Here is a 15,679-nt window from a genome sequence, read left to right on the forward strand (position 1 = left end):
TGTGCAGCCCCTGAGTTTTAGGTTAGCCTTGCCTAAGTCAGATGTGACGGAAGTGTACGTGAGGGGTGAAGGCGGTATGGCGCAGGGGCGGGGCTGGGAAGGCGCGGTCCTCAAGCTGATGCGGGCGAAGGACTTCACCCTCACGGTGACGGACAACGAGCAGGTCAGCGCGGAGTACCGGCGTATACGGGTCACGGACGGCGGGCTGCTCGCCGCGAACGCCGTGCACCCGACGATGTGGGTGCGCCTGTGGTTCCGCAACGCCGGGCGCCCTCACCAGCGGGCGTACACGCTGGTCGATCCCGACCCCGCGGGCGGGGCGTTCACCCTGGAGTTCGCGTTGCACGAAGGTGCCGCGAGCGACTGGGCGCGCGGGGCGAAGGCGGGCGACACGATCGAGGCGACCGTGCAGGGCACCGGCTTCGAGAGCCCCGTACCCGTCCCCACGCATGTCCTCGCGATCGGCGATCCCGCTTCCCTGCCCGCGATCAACTCCCTGCTCGACTCGATGGGGTCGGTGGAGTCGACGGTCTGGTTCGAGGGCGGGGAGGCGGAGTTGCCGTTCCGGCACGGCGTACGGCGGGTGCCGCGCGGGGAGTTGGTCGAGCGGGTCAAGGGCGAGCTGCCGGAGGTCCTCGCGGCGACGCCGGCGCCGTACGTGTGGATCGCCTGCGACACGCGGACGACCCGCGCGCTCGCCTCGTACGTCCGCAAGGACCTCGGGGTCGCCAAGGAGCGGGTGCACGCGCTGGGGTACTGGCGCGCGGGGTGAGCGGTTCGGCGGGATCATCGGGGCATGGACGTGACCCTGCATCTCGCACAGGACCCGGAGGCCGACGAGCTCCTCGGGCGGTCGGCTCTCGCGGCGCTGGTGGGCATGCTGCTGGATCAGCAGGTGCCGATGGAGTGGGCCTTCAAGGGGCCCCGGACCATCGCGGACCGGCTGGGTGTGGACGATCTCGACGCGCGGGAGATCGCCGGGACGGATCCCGAGCGGTTCGCCGCGCTGCTGTCCGAGAAGCCTGCGGTGCATCGGTATCCGGGGTCGATGGCCAAGCGTGTGCAGCAGCTCTGCCAGTACCTCGTCGAGCACTACGACGGGAAGGCGGAGGCTGTTTGGGAAGGTGTCGGGAGTGGGGGTGAGTTGTTGAAGCGGCTGGAGGGGTTGCCGGGGTTCGGGAAACAGAAGGCCCAGATTTTTCTGGCCCTGCTGGGAAAGCAGCTCGGAGTTCGGCCCAAGGGGTGGCGGGAGGCTGCGGGGAGTTATGGGGAGGCCAAGGTTTTCCGTTCCGTCGCGGATATTACGGGCGAGGACTCTTTGGCCAAGGTTCGGGCATATAAGCAGGAGAAAAAGCGGGCCGCCAAGGGGTCCTGAGTTCCTATCACTCACCCGAACGGGTTGAATTCCCCCGCCTTATGACTCGTCCCCCGCGCGCCTTGGGCATCCCCGTTGTGTGAGTGGTGCACGGCTTCTTTCGCGCTCGCGGCTCTGGCTGCGGACGTTGGTTGTGGTGCTCGCGTTGCTGGTGCCGGGGGAAGCCTGTGCGGTGCCGTGTGTGGCGATGGCCGTGGAGAGCGTCGAGTACGACGTCGTCGACAGCGGCCTGAGGCCGAGCGCGGCGCCTGCCGAGCGGGCCGTGAAGGCGGTGCGGCCGGCGTCGGCTCCCAGGGTTGACGTCGGGACGGTCCACAAGCCGCGTGAATTCCCGGTGATTCCCTTCGGTGTCTCCTCCGTGCGGTGTGTGGTTCTGCGGTGCTGATGAGGGCGTGTTCGAGAAACCCCCTCACCCTTCACGCAGAACGAGGAAACACGTCATGCCCACAGATCCTTACGCGGTTTTGCGTGCTCTGCTGCGCGCGGAAGCCCGGCGTGCGGCGCCGGTCCAGGAGAAGCGGACGGAGAACGAGCAGCTGCCCCAGTCGCAGGCTGAGCAGAATCGCTGAATAAGAAGGGTGGCGGGTGGAAGAACCCGTCACCCTTTCTCAACGCCTTCTACGAGCCGTACCGAAGAGGGAACGCGTGATCTCCCGGCCCAATTGCGTGCCGATCGAGCGGGCCAGGGATTTGAACATGCTGCTCCCTACGACTTGTTCCGCCATCGACTTCTCCTCCCGAGGCTGAGGCTCCGGTGTCGGCGCCGGGCGGCGCTGGAGTTTCTCGTACGCCGATTCCCTGTCCACAGCCTGTGCATAACGTTCGTGGAGCGGGGACGACGTGACCGCCTGGTCCAGGGCCGCCGTGTCGATCGGGCCCATCAGTGATTCCGGCGCCCGCAATCGGGTCGCCGCGACCGGCGTCGGTGCCCCCTTCTCGCTGAGGACGGTGACGACCGCCTCGCCCGTTCCCAGGGACGTCAGGAGTTCCTCAAGGTCGTACGCGGAATTCGGGAACGTCTTGACGGTCGCTTTCAGCGCTTTCTGGTCGTCCGGGGTGAAGGCGCGCAGAGCGTGCTGGACGCGGTTGCCGAGCTGGGCGAGGACGTCGGCGGGGACGTCCTTGGGGGTCTGGGTGACGAAGAAGACGCCGACTCCCTTGGAGCGGATGAGGCGGACGGTCTGGGTGATGGAGTCGAGGAACGCTTTCGAGGCGCCGTTGAAGAGGAGGTGGGCCTCGTCGAAGAAGAAGACGAGTTCGGGTTTGTCCGCGTCGCCGATCTCCGGGAGGTCGTGGAAGAGGTCGGCCAGCAGCCACATCAGGAAAGTGGAGAAAAGCTGGGGTTTGTCCTGGATCGCGGGGAGTTCCAGGACGGAGACGATTCCCCGGCCGTCGGGGGACAGCCGTAGGAAATCGGCCGTGTCGAATTCGGGTTCGCCGAAGAAGTCGGACATGCCCTGGGCCTCGAAGGCGGTCAGGGAACGCAGGATCACGCCCGCGGTCGCCGTGGAGAGGCCGCCGATCGTCGTGAGTTCCGCCTTGCCCTCGGCCGAGGCGAGGAAGGCGACCACCGCGCGGAGGTCCTTGAGATCGAGGAGTTCGAGGCCCTTGCTGTCGGCGTAGTGGAAGATCAGGCCGAGGGACTGCTCCTGGGTGGGGTTCAGCTGGAGCACCTTGGAGAGCAGGACCGGGCCGAAGCTGGTGATCGTGGCGCGTACGGGGATGCCGTGGCCGATGCCGCCGAGGGCGTAGAAGTCCGCGGGGAAGCCGGCGGGGGTCCAGTTCTGGCCGACCTCCACCGCCCTGGCCCGCACCCTCTCGCCGGGCTCCCCCGGGGCCGAGATGCCCGAGAGGTCGCCCTTCACGTCCGCGAGGAAGACCGGGACGCCCTGTGCGGAGAGCTGTTCGGCGATGAGCTGGAGGGTCTTCGTCTTGCCGGTGCCCGTCGCGCCGGCGACCAGGCCGTGGCGGTTGAGGACGGGCAGGGGGATGCGGACGGGGGCACCGGGGTGGGGCGTGTTCTCCCAGAGGAGGGCGCCCAGATCGAGCGCGGGGCCCGTGAAGGCGTACCCCTCGGCGATCTCCGTCACCTCGGCCGGGGTCGGCCCGTTCGCGTCCGGCGACTGTGGCTGCGTACTCATCGCCTGTCCCTCGTTCCCGGTTTGCCTCGGTACCTGACGTTATTTGCAGCGTCGCACTCCGCCGCCGTGGCTGCGCCCGGAAGGTCTGGGCCGGTAGGCTTTCCGTGTGATCTTCAAGCGCATCGGAAACGGCCGGCCGTACCCCGACCACGGCCGGGAGAGCACCCGGCAGTGGGCGGACGTCGCACCTCGTCCGGTCCGCCTCGATCAGCTCGTGACCACGAAGCAGCAGCTCGATCTGGAGACTCTGCTCGCCGAGGACTCGACGTTCTACGGCGACCTCTTCGCGCATGTCGTGAAGTGGCAGGGCGATCTGTATCTGGAGGACGGGCTGCACCGGGCGGTGCGGGCCGCGTTGCAGCAGCGTCAGGTGCTGCACGCGCGCGTCCTCGAACTGGAGTGACGCGGCCCGCCGGGTGGCCGGGTTGACCCTTTCGGGTGCAATCCGTGCGACCGGGCGATGTCGGATGATCGTTTATTAGTCACGGGCGCGCTGGAGCACTACGCTGCGCCCATGAGCATGCTGACTCCCCCCGGCATGGGCGGCAAGTACCGCATCACAGGCGACAAGTACCCGCGTATGCGGCGGTCTCGGCGGCGTGGACGGCTCGTTGTGGTCGTCGTCGCGTGCGGGGCCGTTCTCGGGGTTGCGGGGTGGGGAACCATGCAGCTCGTGGACGTCTTCACCGGTGGGGGCGGGACCGCTGCGGCCGCCTCCGGCGAGTGCGCGCCGAAGAAGGCGACCGCCAGTGCCGGGCCGGCCGTCGTCCTCCCGAAGCCCGCGCAGATCACCGTGAACGTCTTCAACGCCACCACCCGCAGCGGGCTCGCGAAGACCACCGCCGACGAGCTGAAGAAGCGTGGGTTCAAGGTGGGGCAGGTCGGGAACGCGCCCGCCCAGTTCGACAAGAAGGTCGCCGGGACCGGGGTGTTGGTGGGCCTGCCCACCGCGTCCGGAACCTCGCTGCCCGTCCTCGGGGTCCAACTCCCCGGCGCCCAGCGCCGGATGGACGCGGCCCGCAAGGACGCCTCCGTGGACCTCATCATCGGCAACGCCTTCAAGTCCCTGGCCACACCGGCCGACGCGACCAAGGCCCTCACCGCACTGAACGCCCCGAAGGCGGCAACCGGGGAGACGAAGAAGGGCTGTTGAGCGGGCGCGGGTATTAAGGCACGCCTGATCACAACATGGCGCGCTCAACACGCACCGACATCGGCCCAGCCAGGGGCCGAACCCAAACGGCCCAACTGAGACGGAGATGCACGAAGGGTCCGGCTCATCGAGCCGGACCCTTCGTCAATCTGCGGTAGCGGAGGGATTTGAACCCTCGGTGACTTGCGCCACACTCGCTTTCGAGGCGAGCTCCTTCGGCCGCTCGGACACGCTACCGAGAGAGACCTTACAGCACAGGGTCCGCTGCTCGGAAATCGGTATCACCGGCCCCGGAAGAAGCTGGTCAGCAGGGTCGAGCACGCCTCCGCGAGCACCTCGCCGATCACCTCGGGACGGTGATTGAGACGCCGGTCCCGGACGACGTCCCAGACCGACCCCACCGCACCCGCCTTGTCGTCCCGGGCGCCGTACACCACCCGGTCGACCCGGGACTGCACCAGCGCGCCGGCACACATCACGCACGGCTCCAGGGTGACGACCAGCGTGCAGTCGACGAGCCGCCACTCACCCAGCGCCGACGCCGCCCGGCGCAGCGCCAGCACCTCCGCGTGCGCGGTCGGATCGCCGGTCGCCTCACGCTCGTTGTGCGCCGCGGCCAGCACCGTCGTACCGTCCGGGCCGAGGACCACGGCGCCGACGGGGACGTCCCGGCCGGCCCGCCCCGCCTCGGCGAGGGCGAGCCGCATCGCGGGCTGCCAGGGGTCGCGTACGGGGTCGGGGGTCAGCGGACGGCTTCCAGCATCTCCGTCGCGCCCAGCGCGTCGGCGATCTCGCCGAGCGCGTCGCTGTCGTAGGACTGGAGCTGCTTCTCGGAGATGCCGAGGTCGTCGAGGAGGCGGGGGTCGCCGACGGGGCCGTGCGGGACGGCCTCGGCGGACGGATCCTCCTCGTCGTCGTCCGCGTTCTCCTCGCCGTCCTCGGTGCCGTCCAGGTCGAGGGCGTCCAGGTCGTCGTCGGAATCCTTGGCGAGCAGGTCGGCGAGCAGGAGTTCGCCGTACGAACTGCGGGCGGCCACCGCGGCGTCCGAGACGTAGACGCGGGGATCGTCCTCGCCGTCCACGCGGACGACGCTGAACCAGGCGTCCTCCTGCTCGATGAGTACGAGGACCGTGTCGTCGTCCACGGACGACTCGCGGGCCAGGTCGGCGAGATCCGACAGGGTCTCCACGTCGTCGAGCTCTGTGTCGCTCGCTTCCCACCCGTCTTCGGTGCGCGCGAGCAGTGCGGCGAAGTACACCGTGACTCTCCCAGATGGTCAAAGGTGTGCCGGTTGGGGGTCCCCCCGGCGGAGGTCTTCGGGTGGGTCAAGAGCGTGGGCTCCGGGCCCCACCCACTCGGAATCGTGGCAGAAACAAGCGCTCCAGGGGACGTCTTCGACACCCTGTGTCCGGCATTTTGATCGCGGATCCCCACGACCCCACCAGCGCACTCGCTCCCGCCACCAGCGGATCGTACGCGGCTTTGCCATCTGGCAGAGCACGGGCGGGCCTTGAGAGCGCCGACCCAGCGGTGATCTTTACCTCAGGGGGACGAAGGCGGGGGTGAAGAGGGGTACGAAGGGGGCGCGGGGGTGTCACCAGCGGAACGTCCGCATGCGCATCGCGTGCCGCAGGCGTGCCGCCTTCGCCCTCCTCGGCTGGACCCGGTCCCGCAGCTCCCGCGCCTCCGCCAGCTCCCGCAGGAAGCGGGCCCGGCGCCGACGCCGGTCCGCCGGGCTCTCCGTAGGCTCTTCTTCGCTTTCCGGCACAGTTCACACCACCCCGGTTCAAGTCGGTCATCCCCACTGTCCACCTGTTCGGGGGTCCGACGCCAGAGCGACCGGCGGGTGGGGCCCGGTTAATCTGGACGTATGCGTCTCCACGTCGTCGACCACCCCCTGGTCGCTCACAAGCTCACCACGCTGCGCGACCAGCGCACGGACTCCGCGACCTTCCGCCGCCTCGCCGACGAACTGGTCACCCTCCTCGCCTACGAGGCGACCCGGGACGTACGTACGGAACAGGTCGACATCGTCACCCCGGTCACGGAAACGACCGGCGTGAAGCTCTCCCACCCCCGCCCCCTCGTCGTCCCCATCCTCCGTGCGGGCCTCGGCATGCTCGACGGCATGGTCCGCCTCCTGCCCACGGCGGAGGTCGGCTTCCTCGGCATGATCCGCAACGAGGAGACCCTGGAGGCGTCCACCTACGCCACCCGCATGCCGGAGGACCTCTCCGGCCGCCAGGTCTACGTCCTCGACCCCATGCTGGCCACGGGCGGCACGCTGGTGGCGGCGATCCGCGAACTGATCCGCCGGGGCGCGGACGACGTCACCGCGGTCGTCCTCCTCGCGGCCCCCGAGGGCGTCGAGGTCATGGAACGCGAACTGGCGGGCACGCCGGTCACGGTCGTGACCGCGGCGGTCGACGACCACCTGAACGAACAGGGCTACATCGTGCCGGGGTTGGGGGACGCGGGGGACCGGTTGTACGGGGCGGCGGAGTAGCGGCGTCTCCCGGACGACCCACGCGCGGCTGCGGGATCCCAGTGGGCGGGAGGAGCTGTCGGGCGCGAGCTGCTCGCTGAGAATCGCACGCACCTCGGCCTCCGACGACCGGCCGTGCCGCGCGGCCTGCATGCGCATCCGCGAGCGATTCGCCGGGCTCGGCGGGGAGGAGCTGGAGCTGCCCGCCCGGCAGGATGCGCCGCGCTCGGCGGCCGCGGTGGCTGCTGCGGAGCTGTGGTCCGGCGTACGCCGGCTGCCGGACGGCAAGCGCAGGGCGGACATCGTCCTGGCCCGGGAGAGGCTCGGCCGGCCAATCGCCACCGCCGACGCGCAGATCGTCACGCTGGTGAACCCTTGGGACGACGCCGCAGCCCCACACGTCTGAGAAGCGCCGTCACGGCGGCGCTCTTCGCACGTGTCGGACCTGTTGAGAACTTGGTCAATTCCCCCGCCCGTACGGTCAATACGATGAAATGCTCGGCGCGAAAGCTACACTCACGCCCGGCAGCCAGGGGGATCCAAGTCGCAGGGGAGGCGCGGTGGCGGTGCAAGCCAAGAAGATCGCCGTCTACGTGCTCGTGGTGTTCGTGCTGTACGTGATCATCACGGACCCGGCCAGGGCGGCGGACTACGTCCAGCTAGGGTTCGAGGGCATATCCAACGCGGCGAAGGCCATCGGGGACTTCTTCACGTGGCTCGCCGACGGGGCCAAGTAGCCGCCCTGTCCCGGTGGGAGACCCCGTGATCCGGCATCTGGTCCTGTTCAAGCTCAACGACGGTGTGACGCGCGAGGACGAGCGCGTGGTGGCCGGGGAGGCCGCGTTCCGGGCGCTGCCCGGGCAGATCGAGGACGTCGAGTTCTGGGAACTCGGCTGGAACCTCTCCGACCGGCCGATCGCGTACGACTTCGCGATCAACTCGTCGTTCGCGGACGCGGACGCGCTGAAGCGGTACATCGAGCACCCCGCGCACCAGGCGGGCGTGGCGCTGTGGCGCGAGTTCGCGACGTGGGTCGTCGCCGACTACACCTTCTGACTGCGCCTTCCGACTGCGCCTTCCGAAAAGCGTTGTTCATCCCTCAACACGGCGTAATGCGGTGCTTGCACACAGTGGTGATGTCTTGTGATGCTATGACCGCTTTTGACGGATGAACGACGGATGATGAGGTGGCGTTGACCGTGTCGGCCAGTACTGCGCCACCCCAGGAGACCGCGCCCGAGGCAGTTGAGGAAACGGTTCCGGAGCTCTCCGAGAAGCAGCGCCGGGGCGCGGACACCCGGGCCCTGACGACCGTCCTCTTCGGCCAGCTCAAGGAGCTGCCGCCGGGTACGCCGGAGCACCGCCGGGTGCGTACGGCGCTCATCGAGGCGAATCTCCCGCTCGTGCGCTACGCCGCCGCGCGCTTTCGCTCCCGCAACGAGCCGATGGAGGACGTCGTCCAGGTCGGGACGATCGGTCTGATCAACGCGATCGACCGCTTCGACCCCGACCGGGGCGTCCAGTTCCCGACCTTCGCGATGCCGACGGTCGTCGGCGAGATCAAGCGGTACTTCCGCGACAACGTCCGCACCGTCCACGTACCCCGCCGCCTGCACGAGCTGTGGGTGCAGGTGAACGGCGCGACGGAGGATCTGACGACCGCGTACGGCCGCACCCCCACGACCGCCGAGATCGCCGAGCGGCTCAGGATCGGGGAGGACGAGGTCCTGTCCTGCATCGAGGCCGGCCGCTCGTACCACGCGACCTCCCTGGAGGCCGCCCAGGAGGGCGACGGGCTGCCGGGGCTGCTGGATCGGATCGGGTACGAGGATCCCGCGCTGGACGGCGTCGAGCACCGCGATCTCGTCCGCCACCTGCTCGTGCAGCTGCCGGAGCGGGAGCAGCGGATCCTGTTGCTGCGTTACTACAGCAATCTGACCCAGTCGCAGATCAGCGCCGAGCTGGGGGTCTCGCAGATGCACGTCTCCCGGCTGCTCGCCCGGTCCTTCCAGCGGCTGCGGTCCGCGAACCGGATCGAGGCGTAGGCACCCGGCGTTCGGGGAATCGTAAGCAGGATCGATACGTCACCGTCGCGGGCGAATCGGCCCTCCGGCCCTTTTGGGGCCGAATCGGGCTGAGACCTCGTCATACACCGTCTGTGCAGGGCTGTTTCGTTAGTCACATGTCGACATGTCACTACAGCGTGTTGCCGACATGTGACATTCTGCCGGAAGCGCGTTTGCCGAGGCTTCGGCTCCGGTATTCAGGTGAAGGCCGACGTTCCGCCCGGAGTGCCGGCCACGACCGTCCCGCGACCCAAAGGGGGTGGCATGTCCGCAGACCAGGGCAGCTCGAAGGTGCTCACGCTCGCGAAGAGCGCGTCCGCGCCCGCCGTGCCCGCCGAGCCGGACCCGCTCGACGACGTCACGGCCGACGTCCCGGCACTCACCGCCGGACCGGCTCCGGCGCTTCCCGCCCCCACGGAGGCGATCGACACCCGGACCCTGTCCCGCTCCCTGTTCCTGCGGCTCGCCGCGCTCGACGAGGACAGCCCTGAGCGGGCGTACGTCCGTGACACGCTGATCGAGCTGAACCTGCCGCTCGTTCGGTACGCGGCGGCGCGGTTCCGGTCGCGCAACGAGCCGATGGAGGACATCGTCCAGGTCGGCACGATCGGGCTGATCAAGGCGATCGACCGGTTCGACTGTGAGCGTGGGGTCGAGTTTCCGACCTTCGCGATGCCCACCGTCGTCGGCGAGATCAAGCGGTTCTTCCGGGACACGTCCTGGTCCGTCCGCGTGCCTCGGCGGCTTCAGGAGCTGCGTCTCGCTCTCACCAAGGCCAGCGACGAGCTGTCCCAGCGGCTCGACCGGTCGCCGACCGTGCCCGAACTCGCCGCGGTTCTGGGGGTGTCGGAGGAGGACGTCGTCGATGGCCTCGCCGTCGGGAACGCGTACACGGCTTCGTCCTTGGACTCGCCTGCGCCCGAAGACGACGGTGGCGAAGGGTCGTTGGCGGATCGGCTCGGGTACGAGGACACGGCCCTCGAAGGGGTCGAGTACCGGGAGTCCCTCAAGCCGCTGCTGGCCAAACTGCCGCCCCGTGAGCGGCGGATCATCATGCTTCGCTTCTTCGCGAACATGACGCAGTCGCAGATCGGGGAAGAGGTCGGGATCTCGCAGATGCACGTCTCCCGGCTGCTCACGCGGACGTTGGCGCAGCTTCGGGACGGGCTCATCTCCGACTGACGGTTTTTTGCAGGGCAGTTGGCCGCCGAGGGGTTCCTTCGGCGGCCTTGCTGTGTTTCAGACGCGGGTGACGGTCGCGGCGACGAGGACGATGACGTTCGTCGCGGTGAGGACGATCGTCCACAACGTCGGGGTGTAGCGGGGGAGTTTGGGTGGGGGTGTGGCGTAGCTCGGGGGGACCTGGGTGATCTGGCTGGGGTGCGGGCGGTACGTCACTCCGTGGGGGCCTTGGGGTGGGCCTGGGCGTGGTGGCGGCGCAGGAGGACGTTCGCGTCCGTGGCCGCGCCTGTAGTCGCCGCTCTTGTGGGCCGTCCTGCGGAGGGTGGCGAGTTCGTCGCAGGTCGCGCAGTTGGGGTACGGGCGCGGGGGTGCGCTGAGGTCGATCGCCGGCTCCAACGGGGGGTTCTTCGCGGGGTCGTTGCGGGTGAGGTGGTTCGCGGCCTTCACGCCGGCGCTCATGCGCTCCTTGTCCGTCGCCGGGCGCAGGGTGGCGGGGTCGGCCTGCCACTCGGTGCCGCCGCCGACGGGGCGGAGCATGGCGTACTTGCCGAGGTGGGCCTGGTATTCGCCGAACTTGTCGAGGGTGGGGTCGTAGAGGAGGGTTCCGGGTTCCATCGGTTTCTGTCCTTTCGCCCAAGTTCTGTACGGAATGCGGCAGTTGTAATACTCTGCGTATTCCTGGGTAGTACGAGGATGGCCTACGGACGGTGGTCGTACGGGGCGAATCAGGTTTGGTGCACCACGGAGCGCGTTCATGCACCACGCGGGATGGAGGGGACGGATGCCACGGAGGCTGCCGATCACGGGGATGAGCCAGGAGCCGAGGGAACGGTTCCGGGAGGTCATCAAGGAGTTGCGGGAGGGGAGGGGGCTGAGCTTCAGGGAGCTGGCCCGACAACTGGGGTGGGATCAGTCGCTGTTGAGCAGGTTGGAGAGCGGGGCGACGATCGGAAGTCCGCAGGTTGCGATGGGGCTGGACACGTTCTATGGGACGACGCCGTTCATCTTGACGTTGTGGGAGTTGGCGGCGGCGGACAAGAAGCAGTTCAGGCCGCAGTACCGGCCGTACATGGAGTACGAGGCGAAGGCGGTTGCCTTGTCGAAGTTCTGCCTCACCCGGCTGCCGGGGTTGCTTCAGACGGAGACGTACGCGCGGGAGGCGCTCGCGGCGGGTGGCTTCGTGGGCGAGGAATTGGAGCAGCAGGTCGAAGCCCGCATAGGCCGCCAGTCCATCCTGGAAGGAGAGGACCCGCCCGTTTTCCGTGCGGTCCTCTCCGAGGCGTCGCTCCGGAATTCGCTGCGTGATCCGGCCGCGTGGCGCGAACAGTTGGAGCGGCTGGTGGAAGCGTCCGACCTCCCGAACGTCACCATCCGAGTGCTGCCGTTCGGTACGGGGTTGCACGGCTTGAACACCACCGACGTGATGTTCCTGCGGCTCCTGGACGGGAGGATCGTCGCCTACACGGAAAACGACCTGGACGGCGACCTGGTCGAAGAAACGAGCAAGGCCGAGTACCTCCTCCGTGCATATGATGCCGTGTGCGACCTGGCGCAGACGCCTGCCGAGTCACGCGCGTTCATCTTGCGGCTGTTGGAGGAAGTACCGTGCGATCCGTCGACCTGACCAACGCCTCGTGGCGCAAGAGCAGTTACAGCAACTCCACCGGCGGCGACTGCCTCGAAGTCTCCGCCGACCTGCTGAACACGGCCGACTGGCGCAAGAGCAGTTACAGCAACTCCACCGGCGGCGAGTGCCTCGAATTCGCCCCCAACCTCCCCTCCCTCGTCCCCGTCCGCGACAGCAAAGACCCCTCCCTCGGCGCCCTCCTCTTCACCGCCGCCTCCTGGAACACCTTCGTCGACTCCGTCAAGTGACCCACACCTACGTCCTCGACGGCACCCGGATCCACACCCTCGACGACTTCTGGCACCACCTCGGCGAAGCCGTCAACGGACCCGGCGGATACTTCGGCCGCAACCTCGACGCCCTCGTCGACTGCCTGCGCGGCGGCTTCGGTACGCCCGACGACGGCGACTACGTCATCGAGTGGCACCAACACGACGTATCCCGCGAGCACTTGGGATACCCGGAGACGGCCCGCCAACTGGAACTCCGCCTCGCCCGCTGCCACCCCACGAACCGCCCCTCCGTCAGCGCGGACCTCACGGCGGCGCGGGAGGGGCGGGGCGACACCGTGTACGACTGGCTGGTGGCGATCTTCGAGACCCAGGCACCCGGGGTACTGCTCCTGCGGTGAGGTCAGGACAGCCGGGCGGTGACGATCAGCGTCCCCAAGGCTCCCACCTCCCTGTTCGGCCACACCCTCGCCCTCACGTCAGTGAACCCGTGCCGTTTCAGGATGTCCGACCACTGTTCGGCGCTGTACTGCCAACGACGCACGGTCAGTTCACCCTCCCTGCCCTCCAGCCACCTCCCACCTATCCGCTGCGCGCCGTACTGACCGGCGACCGGCTCCCGGTGCGAGAACGCGAACGTGCCGCCGGGCGCGAGGCGTTGCCGTACGAGGGGGAACAGCTCGTCGGGGTCGGTGAACCACACCGCACCCCACGTCGAGTAGATCGCGTCGAACTGCCGTGTCCCGTCGGCCAGATACGCGCACGCCTCCACCTCCACGAACGTCAACTCCGTGAGGTGGGGCCAGAAACGGCGAGCCCGATCGACCTGGACGGTACTTGTCCCAGTAGTCGGGGGCGGTGGTGGGTGCTGGGATGCCTGGCAGGGCCGTCTCACCTCTGGGCAAGGAGTTCGCCCTTCTCGACGGCCTCGTGCAGGACAGTGGTGATCTCCGGCGGCATGAGGTTGGCGCCGTCGATCGCCTCGGTGGTGAGCGGGATCTCCTGGAGGAGGTACTCGCCTCGGCCTTCCTGGCTGAACTCGGGTCCGATGCGGTCCTCGAAGTTCCACTTCTCGATCGTGGCGAGGTAGAAGTCCTGCCGCTCGTCGGCGGTCTCCAGCGTGTGAAGCAGGCGGACGACCGTGGCTTCTCCGGCGATCTCCTCACGGACCTCACGGAGGAGCGCCTCCTCAGGGCTCGCATCGGTCGGTTCGACCTTGCCACCGACGATCACCGCGTACGGCTCCACGCCGGGGCGGATGCGCCGCATCAGCAGCATGGTGCCGGTCGGGGTGAGAAGGACGGCTCGGACTCGGTGCTGCATGGTGATCTACTTCCTCTCGTAGTGCCAGGTGGGGTCAGTGGAGAATCCAGCCCCCGTCCACGTGCAACGACTGGCCGGTGATGAAGGACGCGCCGGAGCCTGGCGCCTCCGCGCCGACTTCGTGTTCAACGGCAACGGTGCCGCACAGGGACAAGGCCGTGCAGGGCATCCCGTCCAGGGTTCCCGACCCGTACGCGCGGCAGCGTGACCGTACCGACCTGACGGTCCTGCCGGGCGGCAACGATGGTGAGAGCGACCAGCCGTGACCCCCCTCGAAGTTCTAACGGGTGGTTGTCGCGGCTACGAGGCTGATGACGCTGGTGGCGGTGAGGAGGATCGTCCAGAGGGGTAGCGGCGACGTATGCGGGCCGACCTGTGGATAACTCTCGTGGCCGAGATCCTCCCTAGTAGGGTCAAGACGTGGCCACTCCTCTGTTCCCTGACACCGATCTGCACGGTCTCCCCGCTCTTCCCGCAGAGGTCGTGGAGCACGGCGAGGTCTTCACGCGACGCTGGGTGGTCGACCTGATCCTCGACCTCCTCGGCTACACGGCCGACAAGGACCTCTGCGATGCGAAGCTCGTCGAGCCGGCCTGCGGCTCGGGCGCGTTCCTGGTGGCTGTGGCATCGCGGATCAGTGCCTCCTGCCGTGCGCACAATCGACCGATCACAGACGCGCTCGCGGCGGTTCGTGCTCTGGACCTGCTGGAGCGCAACGTGCGACAAAGCCGTGCGGTCATCGAAAAGCAGCTGGTGGACGAGGGATGGCAGGCCGAGGAAGCCCGGCGAGTGGCAGCAGCATGGGTCGAAGAAGGCGACTACCTCCTGCGGTCCGACGCCGATCACCGTGCCGACTACGTGGTGGGCAACCCTCCGTACATTCGCCTTGAAGACGTCCCTGACCATCGGATGGCCGCCTATCGCAGCGCCTGTACCACGATGGGCGGCCGAGCAGACATTTACGTCGGCTTCTACGAGATCGCGCTGCGAAGCCTCAAGCCTGGAGGCCGGCTGGGCTTCATCTGCGCGGACCGCTGGATGCGGAACCAGTACGGTAGTCGGCTCCGGCAGCTGGTGAAGCGGCGCTTCAGCATGGATCTGGCACTCGTCATGCACGACGTGGACGCCTTCGATGATCAAGTTTCGGCCTATCCGGCGATCACGATCATCTCGAACCGTTCCCAAGGTAAGGCAGTTGCGGCGGACACCACCCGCGCGTTCGGAAGTTCCCAGGCCCACGACTTCGCCAACTGGTACTCGAAGGGCACATCGGAGTCGATGACCACCCCGGCCTTCCAGGCCGCGCGTATGCCGCACTGGTTCCCGGACGAGGACTCGTGGCCGGCCGCGTCACCGGCCAGGCTGGCAGTCCTGGAGGAGCTGACCGAACGTTTCCGGCTGCTGGAGGACGACAAGACCGGCACCCGCGTCGGCATCGGCATCGCCACCGGCGCCGACAAGGTCTTCCTCACTGACGACGACACCCTCGTCGAACGTGACCGGCTGTTGCCGATGGCCACGGTCCGTGACACCACCAGCGGCACTCTGCACTGGCACGGGACCTACCTGGTCAATCCTTGGACCACCGAGGGCGAACTCGCGGACCTCACCGCGCACCCCCGGCTCGCCAAGTACTTCGAAGAGCACGGTGCCGCCCTCCGTAAGCGCTACATCGCGGTCAAACAGCCCCAACGCTGGTACAAGACGATCGACAAGGTCGACCACCGTCTGACCGAGCGCCCCAAGCTGCTGCTTCCGGACATGAAACTGACGATCCATCCGGTCCTCGACGAAGGCGGCCTGTACCCTCACCACAACCTGTACTTCATCGTCTCGGACGTCTGGGACATGCGCGTACTCGGTGGTCTGCTGCTCTCCAAAGTCGCGGAAGCGTTCGTGGAGGCGTACGCGGTCAAGATGCGAGGGGGGACCCTCCGGTTCCAGGCGCAGTACCTCCGCAAGATCCGCGTGCCCGACCCCGCAGCGATCAGCGAGAGCGACCGGGTCGCCCTTGCGGAGGCTTTCGACAAGCGCGACGTGAAGGCCGCCACGGAGGCCGCGCTTCGCGTCTACGGACTCGCCGAGCTGCCTGACTAG

General features: G+C 68.1%; 23 protein-coding genes and 1 tRNA gene. 16 read left to right on the forward strand and 8 right to left on the reverse strand.

Annotated features, from left to right (window positions below):
- The first annotated feature begins 76 nt into the window (after positions 1-76).
- The 3 genes from ACLZOT_RS37605 to ACLZOT_RS37615 all read left to right on the forward strand — a co-directional run bounded on the left by ACLZOT_RS37605 (position 77) and on the right by ACLZOT_RS37615 (position 1,760).
- Complete coding sequence (locus ACLZOT_RS37605; protein ID WP_416973638.1) at positions 77-772, forward strand: siderophore-interacting protein; 696 nt, start codon at positions 77-79, stop codon at positions 770-772.
- A gap of 24 nt (positions 773-796) precedes the next feature.
- The gene (locus ACLZOT_RS37610; protein ID WP_416973639.1) at positions 797-1,375 is read left to right on the forward strand and encodes an HhH-GPD-type base excision DNA repair protein; all 579 of its coding nucleotides are present in this window, start codon (positions 797-799) and stop codon (positions 1,373-1,375) included.
- A 136-nt stretch (positions 1,376-1,511) separates the two neighbouring features.
- Positions 1,512-1,760 (forward strand): hypothetical protein, encoded by a 249-nt coding sequence (locus tag ACLZOT_RS37615; RefSeq protein ID WP_416973640.1) that lies wholly within the window; start codon positions 1,512-1,514, stop codon positions 1,758-1,760.
- A 223-nt stretch (positions 1,761-1,983) separates the two neighbouring features.
- Here the strand turns inward: ACLZOT_RS37615 and ACLZOT_RS37620 are convergent, their stop codons facing one another.
- Positions 1,984-3,516 carry a helicase HerA-like domain-containing protein gene (locus ACLZOT_RS37620; protein WP_416973641.1) on the reverse strand — a complete coding sequence of 511 codons (1,533 nt, stop codon included), beginning with the start codon at positions 3,514-3,516 and terminating at the stop codon, positions 1,984-1,986.
- A gap of 106 nt (positions 3,517-3,622) precedes the next feature.
- On the opposite strand from ACLZOT_RS37620, the gene ACLZOT_RS37625 reads away from it, so the two are divergent.
- Both ACLZOT_RS37625 and ACLZOT_RS37630 read left to right on the forward strand, forming a co-directional pair.
- Complete coding sequence (locus tag ACLZOT_RS37625; protein ID WP_010352268.1) at positions 3,623-3,919, forward strand: type II toxin-antitoxin system VapB family antitoxin; 297 nt, start codon at positions 3,623-3,625, stop codon at positions 3,917-3,919.
- A gap of 135 nt (positions 3,920-4,054) precedes the next feature.
- Positions 4,055-4,669 (forward strand): LytR C-terminal domain-containing protein, encoded by a 615-nt coding sequence (locus tag ACLZOT_RS37630; RefSeq protein WP_416973695.1) that lies wholly within the window; start codon positions 4,055-4,057, stop codon positions 4,667-4,669.
- 152 nt (positions 4,670-4,821) lie between these two features.
- Here ACLZOT_RS37630 and ACLZOT_RS37635 read toward each other — a convergent pair.
- The 4 genes from ACLZOT_RS37635 to ACLZOT_RS37650 form a co-directional block, all read right to left on the reverse strand.
- A tRNA-Ser gene (locus ACLZOT_RS37635) sits at positions 4,822-4,906 on the reverse strand.
- A gap of 44 nt (positions 4,907-4,950) precedes the next feature.
- Positions 4,951-5,376, reverse strand: a complete 426-nt coding sequence (tadA, locus tag ACLZOT_RS37640; RefSeq protein WP_416973642.1) for a tRNA adenosine(34) deaminase TadA — start codon at positions 5,374-5,376, stop codon at positions 4,951-4,953.
- 35 nt (positions 5,377-5,411) lie between these two features.
- On the reverse strand, positions 5,412-5,927 hold the full coding sequence (locus tag ACLZOT_RS37645; RefSeq protein ID WP_416973643.1) for a hypothetical protein: 516 nt from the start codon (positions 5,925-5,927) through the stop codon (positions 5,412-5,414).
- A gap of 336 nt (positions 5,928-6,263) precedes the next feature.
- Complete coding sequence (locus tag ACLZOT_RS37650) at positions 6,264-6,437, reverse strand: hypothetical protein (protein ID WP_416973644.1); 174 nt, start codon at positions 6,435-6,437, stop codon at positions 6,264-6,266.
- A 102-nt stretch (positions 6,438-6,539) separates the two neighbouring features.
- On the opposite strand from ACLZOT_RS37650, the gene upp reads away from it, so the two are divergent.
- From upp to ACLZOT_RS37680, 6 genes are all read left to right on the forward strand, one after another.
- Positions 6,540-7,175 (forward strand): uracil phosphoribosyltransferase, encoded by a 636-nt coding sequence (gene upp / locus ACLZOT_RS37655; protein ID WP_416973645.1) that lies wholly within the window; start codon positions 6,540-6,542, stop codon positions 7,173-7,175.
- Positions 7,176-7,305: 130 nt separating this feature from the next.
- Entirely contained in the window at positions 7,306-7,560 is a 255-nt protein-coding gene (locus ACLZOT_RS37660; protein ID WP_416973646.1) for a hypothetical protein, read from the forward strand.
- A gap of 154 nt (positions 7,561-7,714) precedes the next feature.
- Positions 7,715-7,891, forward strand: coding sequence for a hypothetical protein (locus tag ACLZOT_RS37665; RefSeq protein ID WP_010352277.1), 177 nt, complete (start codon positions 7,715-7,717; stop codon positions 7,889-7,891).
- A 25-nt stretch (positions 7,892-7,916) separates the two neighbouring features.
- The gene (locus ACLZOT_RS37670; RefSeq protein ID WP_416973647.1) at positions 7,917-8,210 is read left to right on the forward strand and encodes a Dabb family protein; all 294 of its coding nucleotides are present in this window, start codon (positions 7,917-7,919) and stop codon (positions 8,208-8,210) included.
- 131 nt (positions 8,211-8,341) lie between these two features.
- A complete protein-coding gene (locus ACLZOT_RS37675; protein ID WP_416973648.1) occupies positions 8,342-9,199 on the forward strand; it encodes an RNA polymerase sigma factor SigF in 858 nt (285 codons plus the stop codon).
- Between the two features lie 285 nt (positions 9,200-9,484).
- The gene (locus ACLZOT_RS37680; protein ID WP_109363962.1) at positions 9,485-10,402 is read left to right on the forward strand and encodes an RNA polymerase sigma factor SigF; all 918 of its coding nucleotides are present in this window, start codon (positions 9,485-9,487) and stop codon (positions 10,400-10,402) included.
- Between the two features lie 57 nt (positions 10,403-10,459).
- On the opposite strand, the gene ACLZOT_RS37685 is transcribed toward ACLZOT_RS37680, so the two are convergent.
- The gene (locus ACLZOT_RS37685) at positions 10,460-11,017 is read right to left on the reverse strand and encodes a hypothetical protein (protein ID WP_416973649.1); all 558 of its coding nucleotides are present in this window, start codon (positions 11,015-11,017) and stop codon (positions 10,460-10,462) included.
- A gap of 166 nt (positions 11,018-11,183) precedes the next feature.
- Between ACLZOT_RS37685 and ACLZOT_RS37690 the strand changes: the two genes are divergently transcribed.
- From ACLZOT_RS37690 to ACLZOT_RS37700, 3 genes are read left to right on the forward strand one after another with little or no spacing between them, the layout of a single operon-like run.
- Positions 11,184-12,026, forward strand: coding sequence for a helix-turn-helix domain-containing protein (locus tag ACLZOT_RS37690; RefSeq protein WP_416973650.1), 843 nt, complete (start codon positions 11,184-11,186; stop codon positions 12,024-12,026).
- Positions 12,008-12,277, forward strand: coding sequence for a DUF397 domain-containing protein (locus ACLZOT_RS37695; RefSeq protein WP_416973651.1), 270 nt, complete (start codon positions 12,008-12,010; stop codon positions 12,275-12,277). Before ACLZOT_RS37690 ends, ACLZOT_RS37695 begins: the two co-directional genes overlap by 19 nt.
- Positions 12,274-12,660: a barstar family protein gene (locus tag ACLZOT_RS37700; protein ID WP_416973652.1), complete on the forward strand. Its 387-nt coding sequence runs from the start codon at positions 12,274-12,276 to the stop codon at positions 12,658-12,660. The genes ACLZOT_RS37695 and ACLZOT_RS37700 overlap by 4 nt, the downstream gene beginning before the upstream one ends.
- 2 nt (positions 12,661-12,662) lie before the next feature.
- Here the strand turns inward: ACLZOT_RS37700 and ACLZOT_RS37705 are convergent, their stop codons facing one another.
- Positions 12,663-13,046 (reverse strand): hypothetical protein, encoded by a 384-nt coding sequence (locus tag ACLZOT_RS37705; protein WP_416973653.1) that lies wholly within the window; start codon positions 13,044-13,046, stop codon positions 12,663-12,665.
- Between the two features lie 104 nt (positions 13,047-13,150).
- Positions 13,151-13,582, reverse strand: a complete 432-nt coding sequence (locus ACLZOT_RS37710; RefSeq protein ID WP_416973654.1) for an NUDIX domain-containing protein — start codon at positions 13,580-13,582, stop codon at positions 13,151-13,153.
- A 137-nt stretch (positions 13,583-13,719) separates the two neighbouring features.
- On the opposite strand from ACLZOT_RS37710, the gene ACLZOT_RS37715 reads away from it, so the two are divergent.
- Positions 13,720-13,848, forward strand: a complete 129-nt coding sequence (locus ACLZOT_RS37715) for a hypothetical protein (RefSeq protein ID WP_416973655.1) — start codon at positions 13,720-13,722, stop codon at positions 13,846-13,848.
- Between the two features lie 154 nt (positions 13,849-14,002).
- A complete protein-coding gene (locus ACLZOT_RS37720; RefSeq protein WP_416973656.1) occupies positions 14,003-15,679 on the forward strand; it encodes an Eco57I restriction-modification methylase domain-containing protein in 1,677 nt (558 codons plus the stop codon).

It is taken from the genome of Streptomyces sp. 4F14, from assembly GCF_048159485.1.
Taxonomy (GTDB): domain Bacteria; phylum Actinomycetota; class Actinomycetes; order Streptomycetales; family Streptomycetaceae; genus Streptomyces.

Bases quoted from the DNA above. Each gene is read 5' to 3' on its own strand.
- ACLZOT_RS37605 (WP_416973638.1), top strand. From the start codon at position 77: ATGGCGCAGGGGCGGGGCTGGGAAGGCGCGGTCCTCAAGCTGATGCGG.
- ACLZOT_RS37610 (WP_416973639.1), top strand. From the start codon at position 797: ATGGACGTGACCCTGCATCTCGCACAGGACCCGGAGGCCGACGAGCTC.
- ACLZOT_RS37620 (WP_416973641.1), bottom strand. From the start codon at position 3,516: ATGAGTACGCAGCCACAGTCGCCGGACGCGAACGGGCCGACCCCGGCC.
- ACLZOT_RS37630 (WP_416973695.1), top strand. From the start codon at position 4,055: ATGGGCGGCAAGTACCGCATCACAGGCGACAAGTACCCGCGTATGCGG.
- tadA (WP_416973642.1), bottom strand. From the start codon at position 5,376: ATGCGGCTCGCCCTCGCCGAGGCGGGGCGGGCCGGCCGGGACGTCCCC.
- upp (WP_416973645.1), top strand. From the start codon at position 6,540: ATGCGTCTCCACGTCGTCGACCACCCCCTGGTCGCTCACAAGCTCACC.
- ACLZOT_RS37660 (WP_416973646.1), top strand. From the start codon at position 7,306: ATGCGCATCCGCGAGCGATTCGCCGGGCTCGGCGGGGAGGAGCTGGAG.
- ACLZOT_RS37680 (WP_109363962.1), top strand. From the start codon at position 9,485: ATGTCCGCAGACCAGGGCAGCTCGAAGGTGCTCACGCTCGCGAAGAGC.
- ACLZOT_RS37685 (WP_416973649.1), bottom strand. From the start codon at position 11,017: ATGGAACCCGGAACCCTCCTCTACGACCCCACCCTCGACAAGTTCGGC.
- ACLZOT_RS37690 (WP_416973650.1), top strand. From the start codon at position 11,184: ATGCCACGGAGGCTGCCGATCACGGGGATGAGCCAGGAGCCGAGGGAA.
- ACLZOT_RS37710 (WP_416973654.1), bottom strand. From the start codon at position 13,582: ATGCAGCACCGAGTCCGAGCCGTCCTTCTCACCCCGACCGGCACCATG.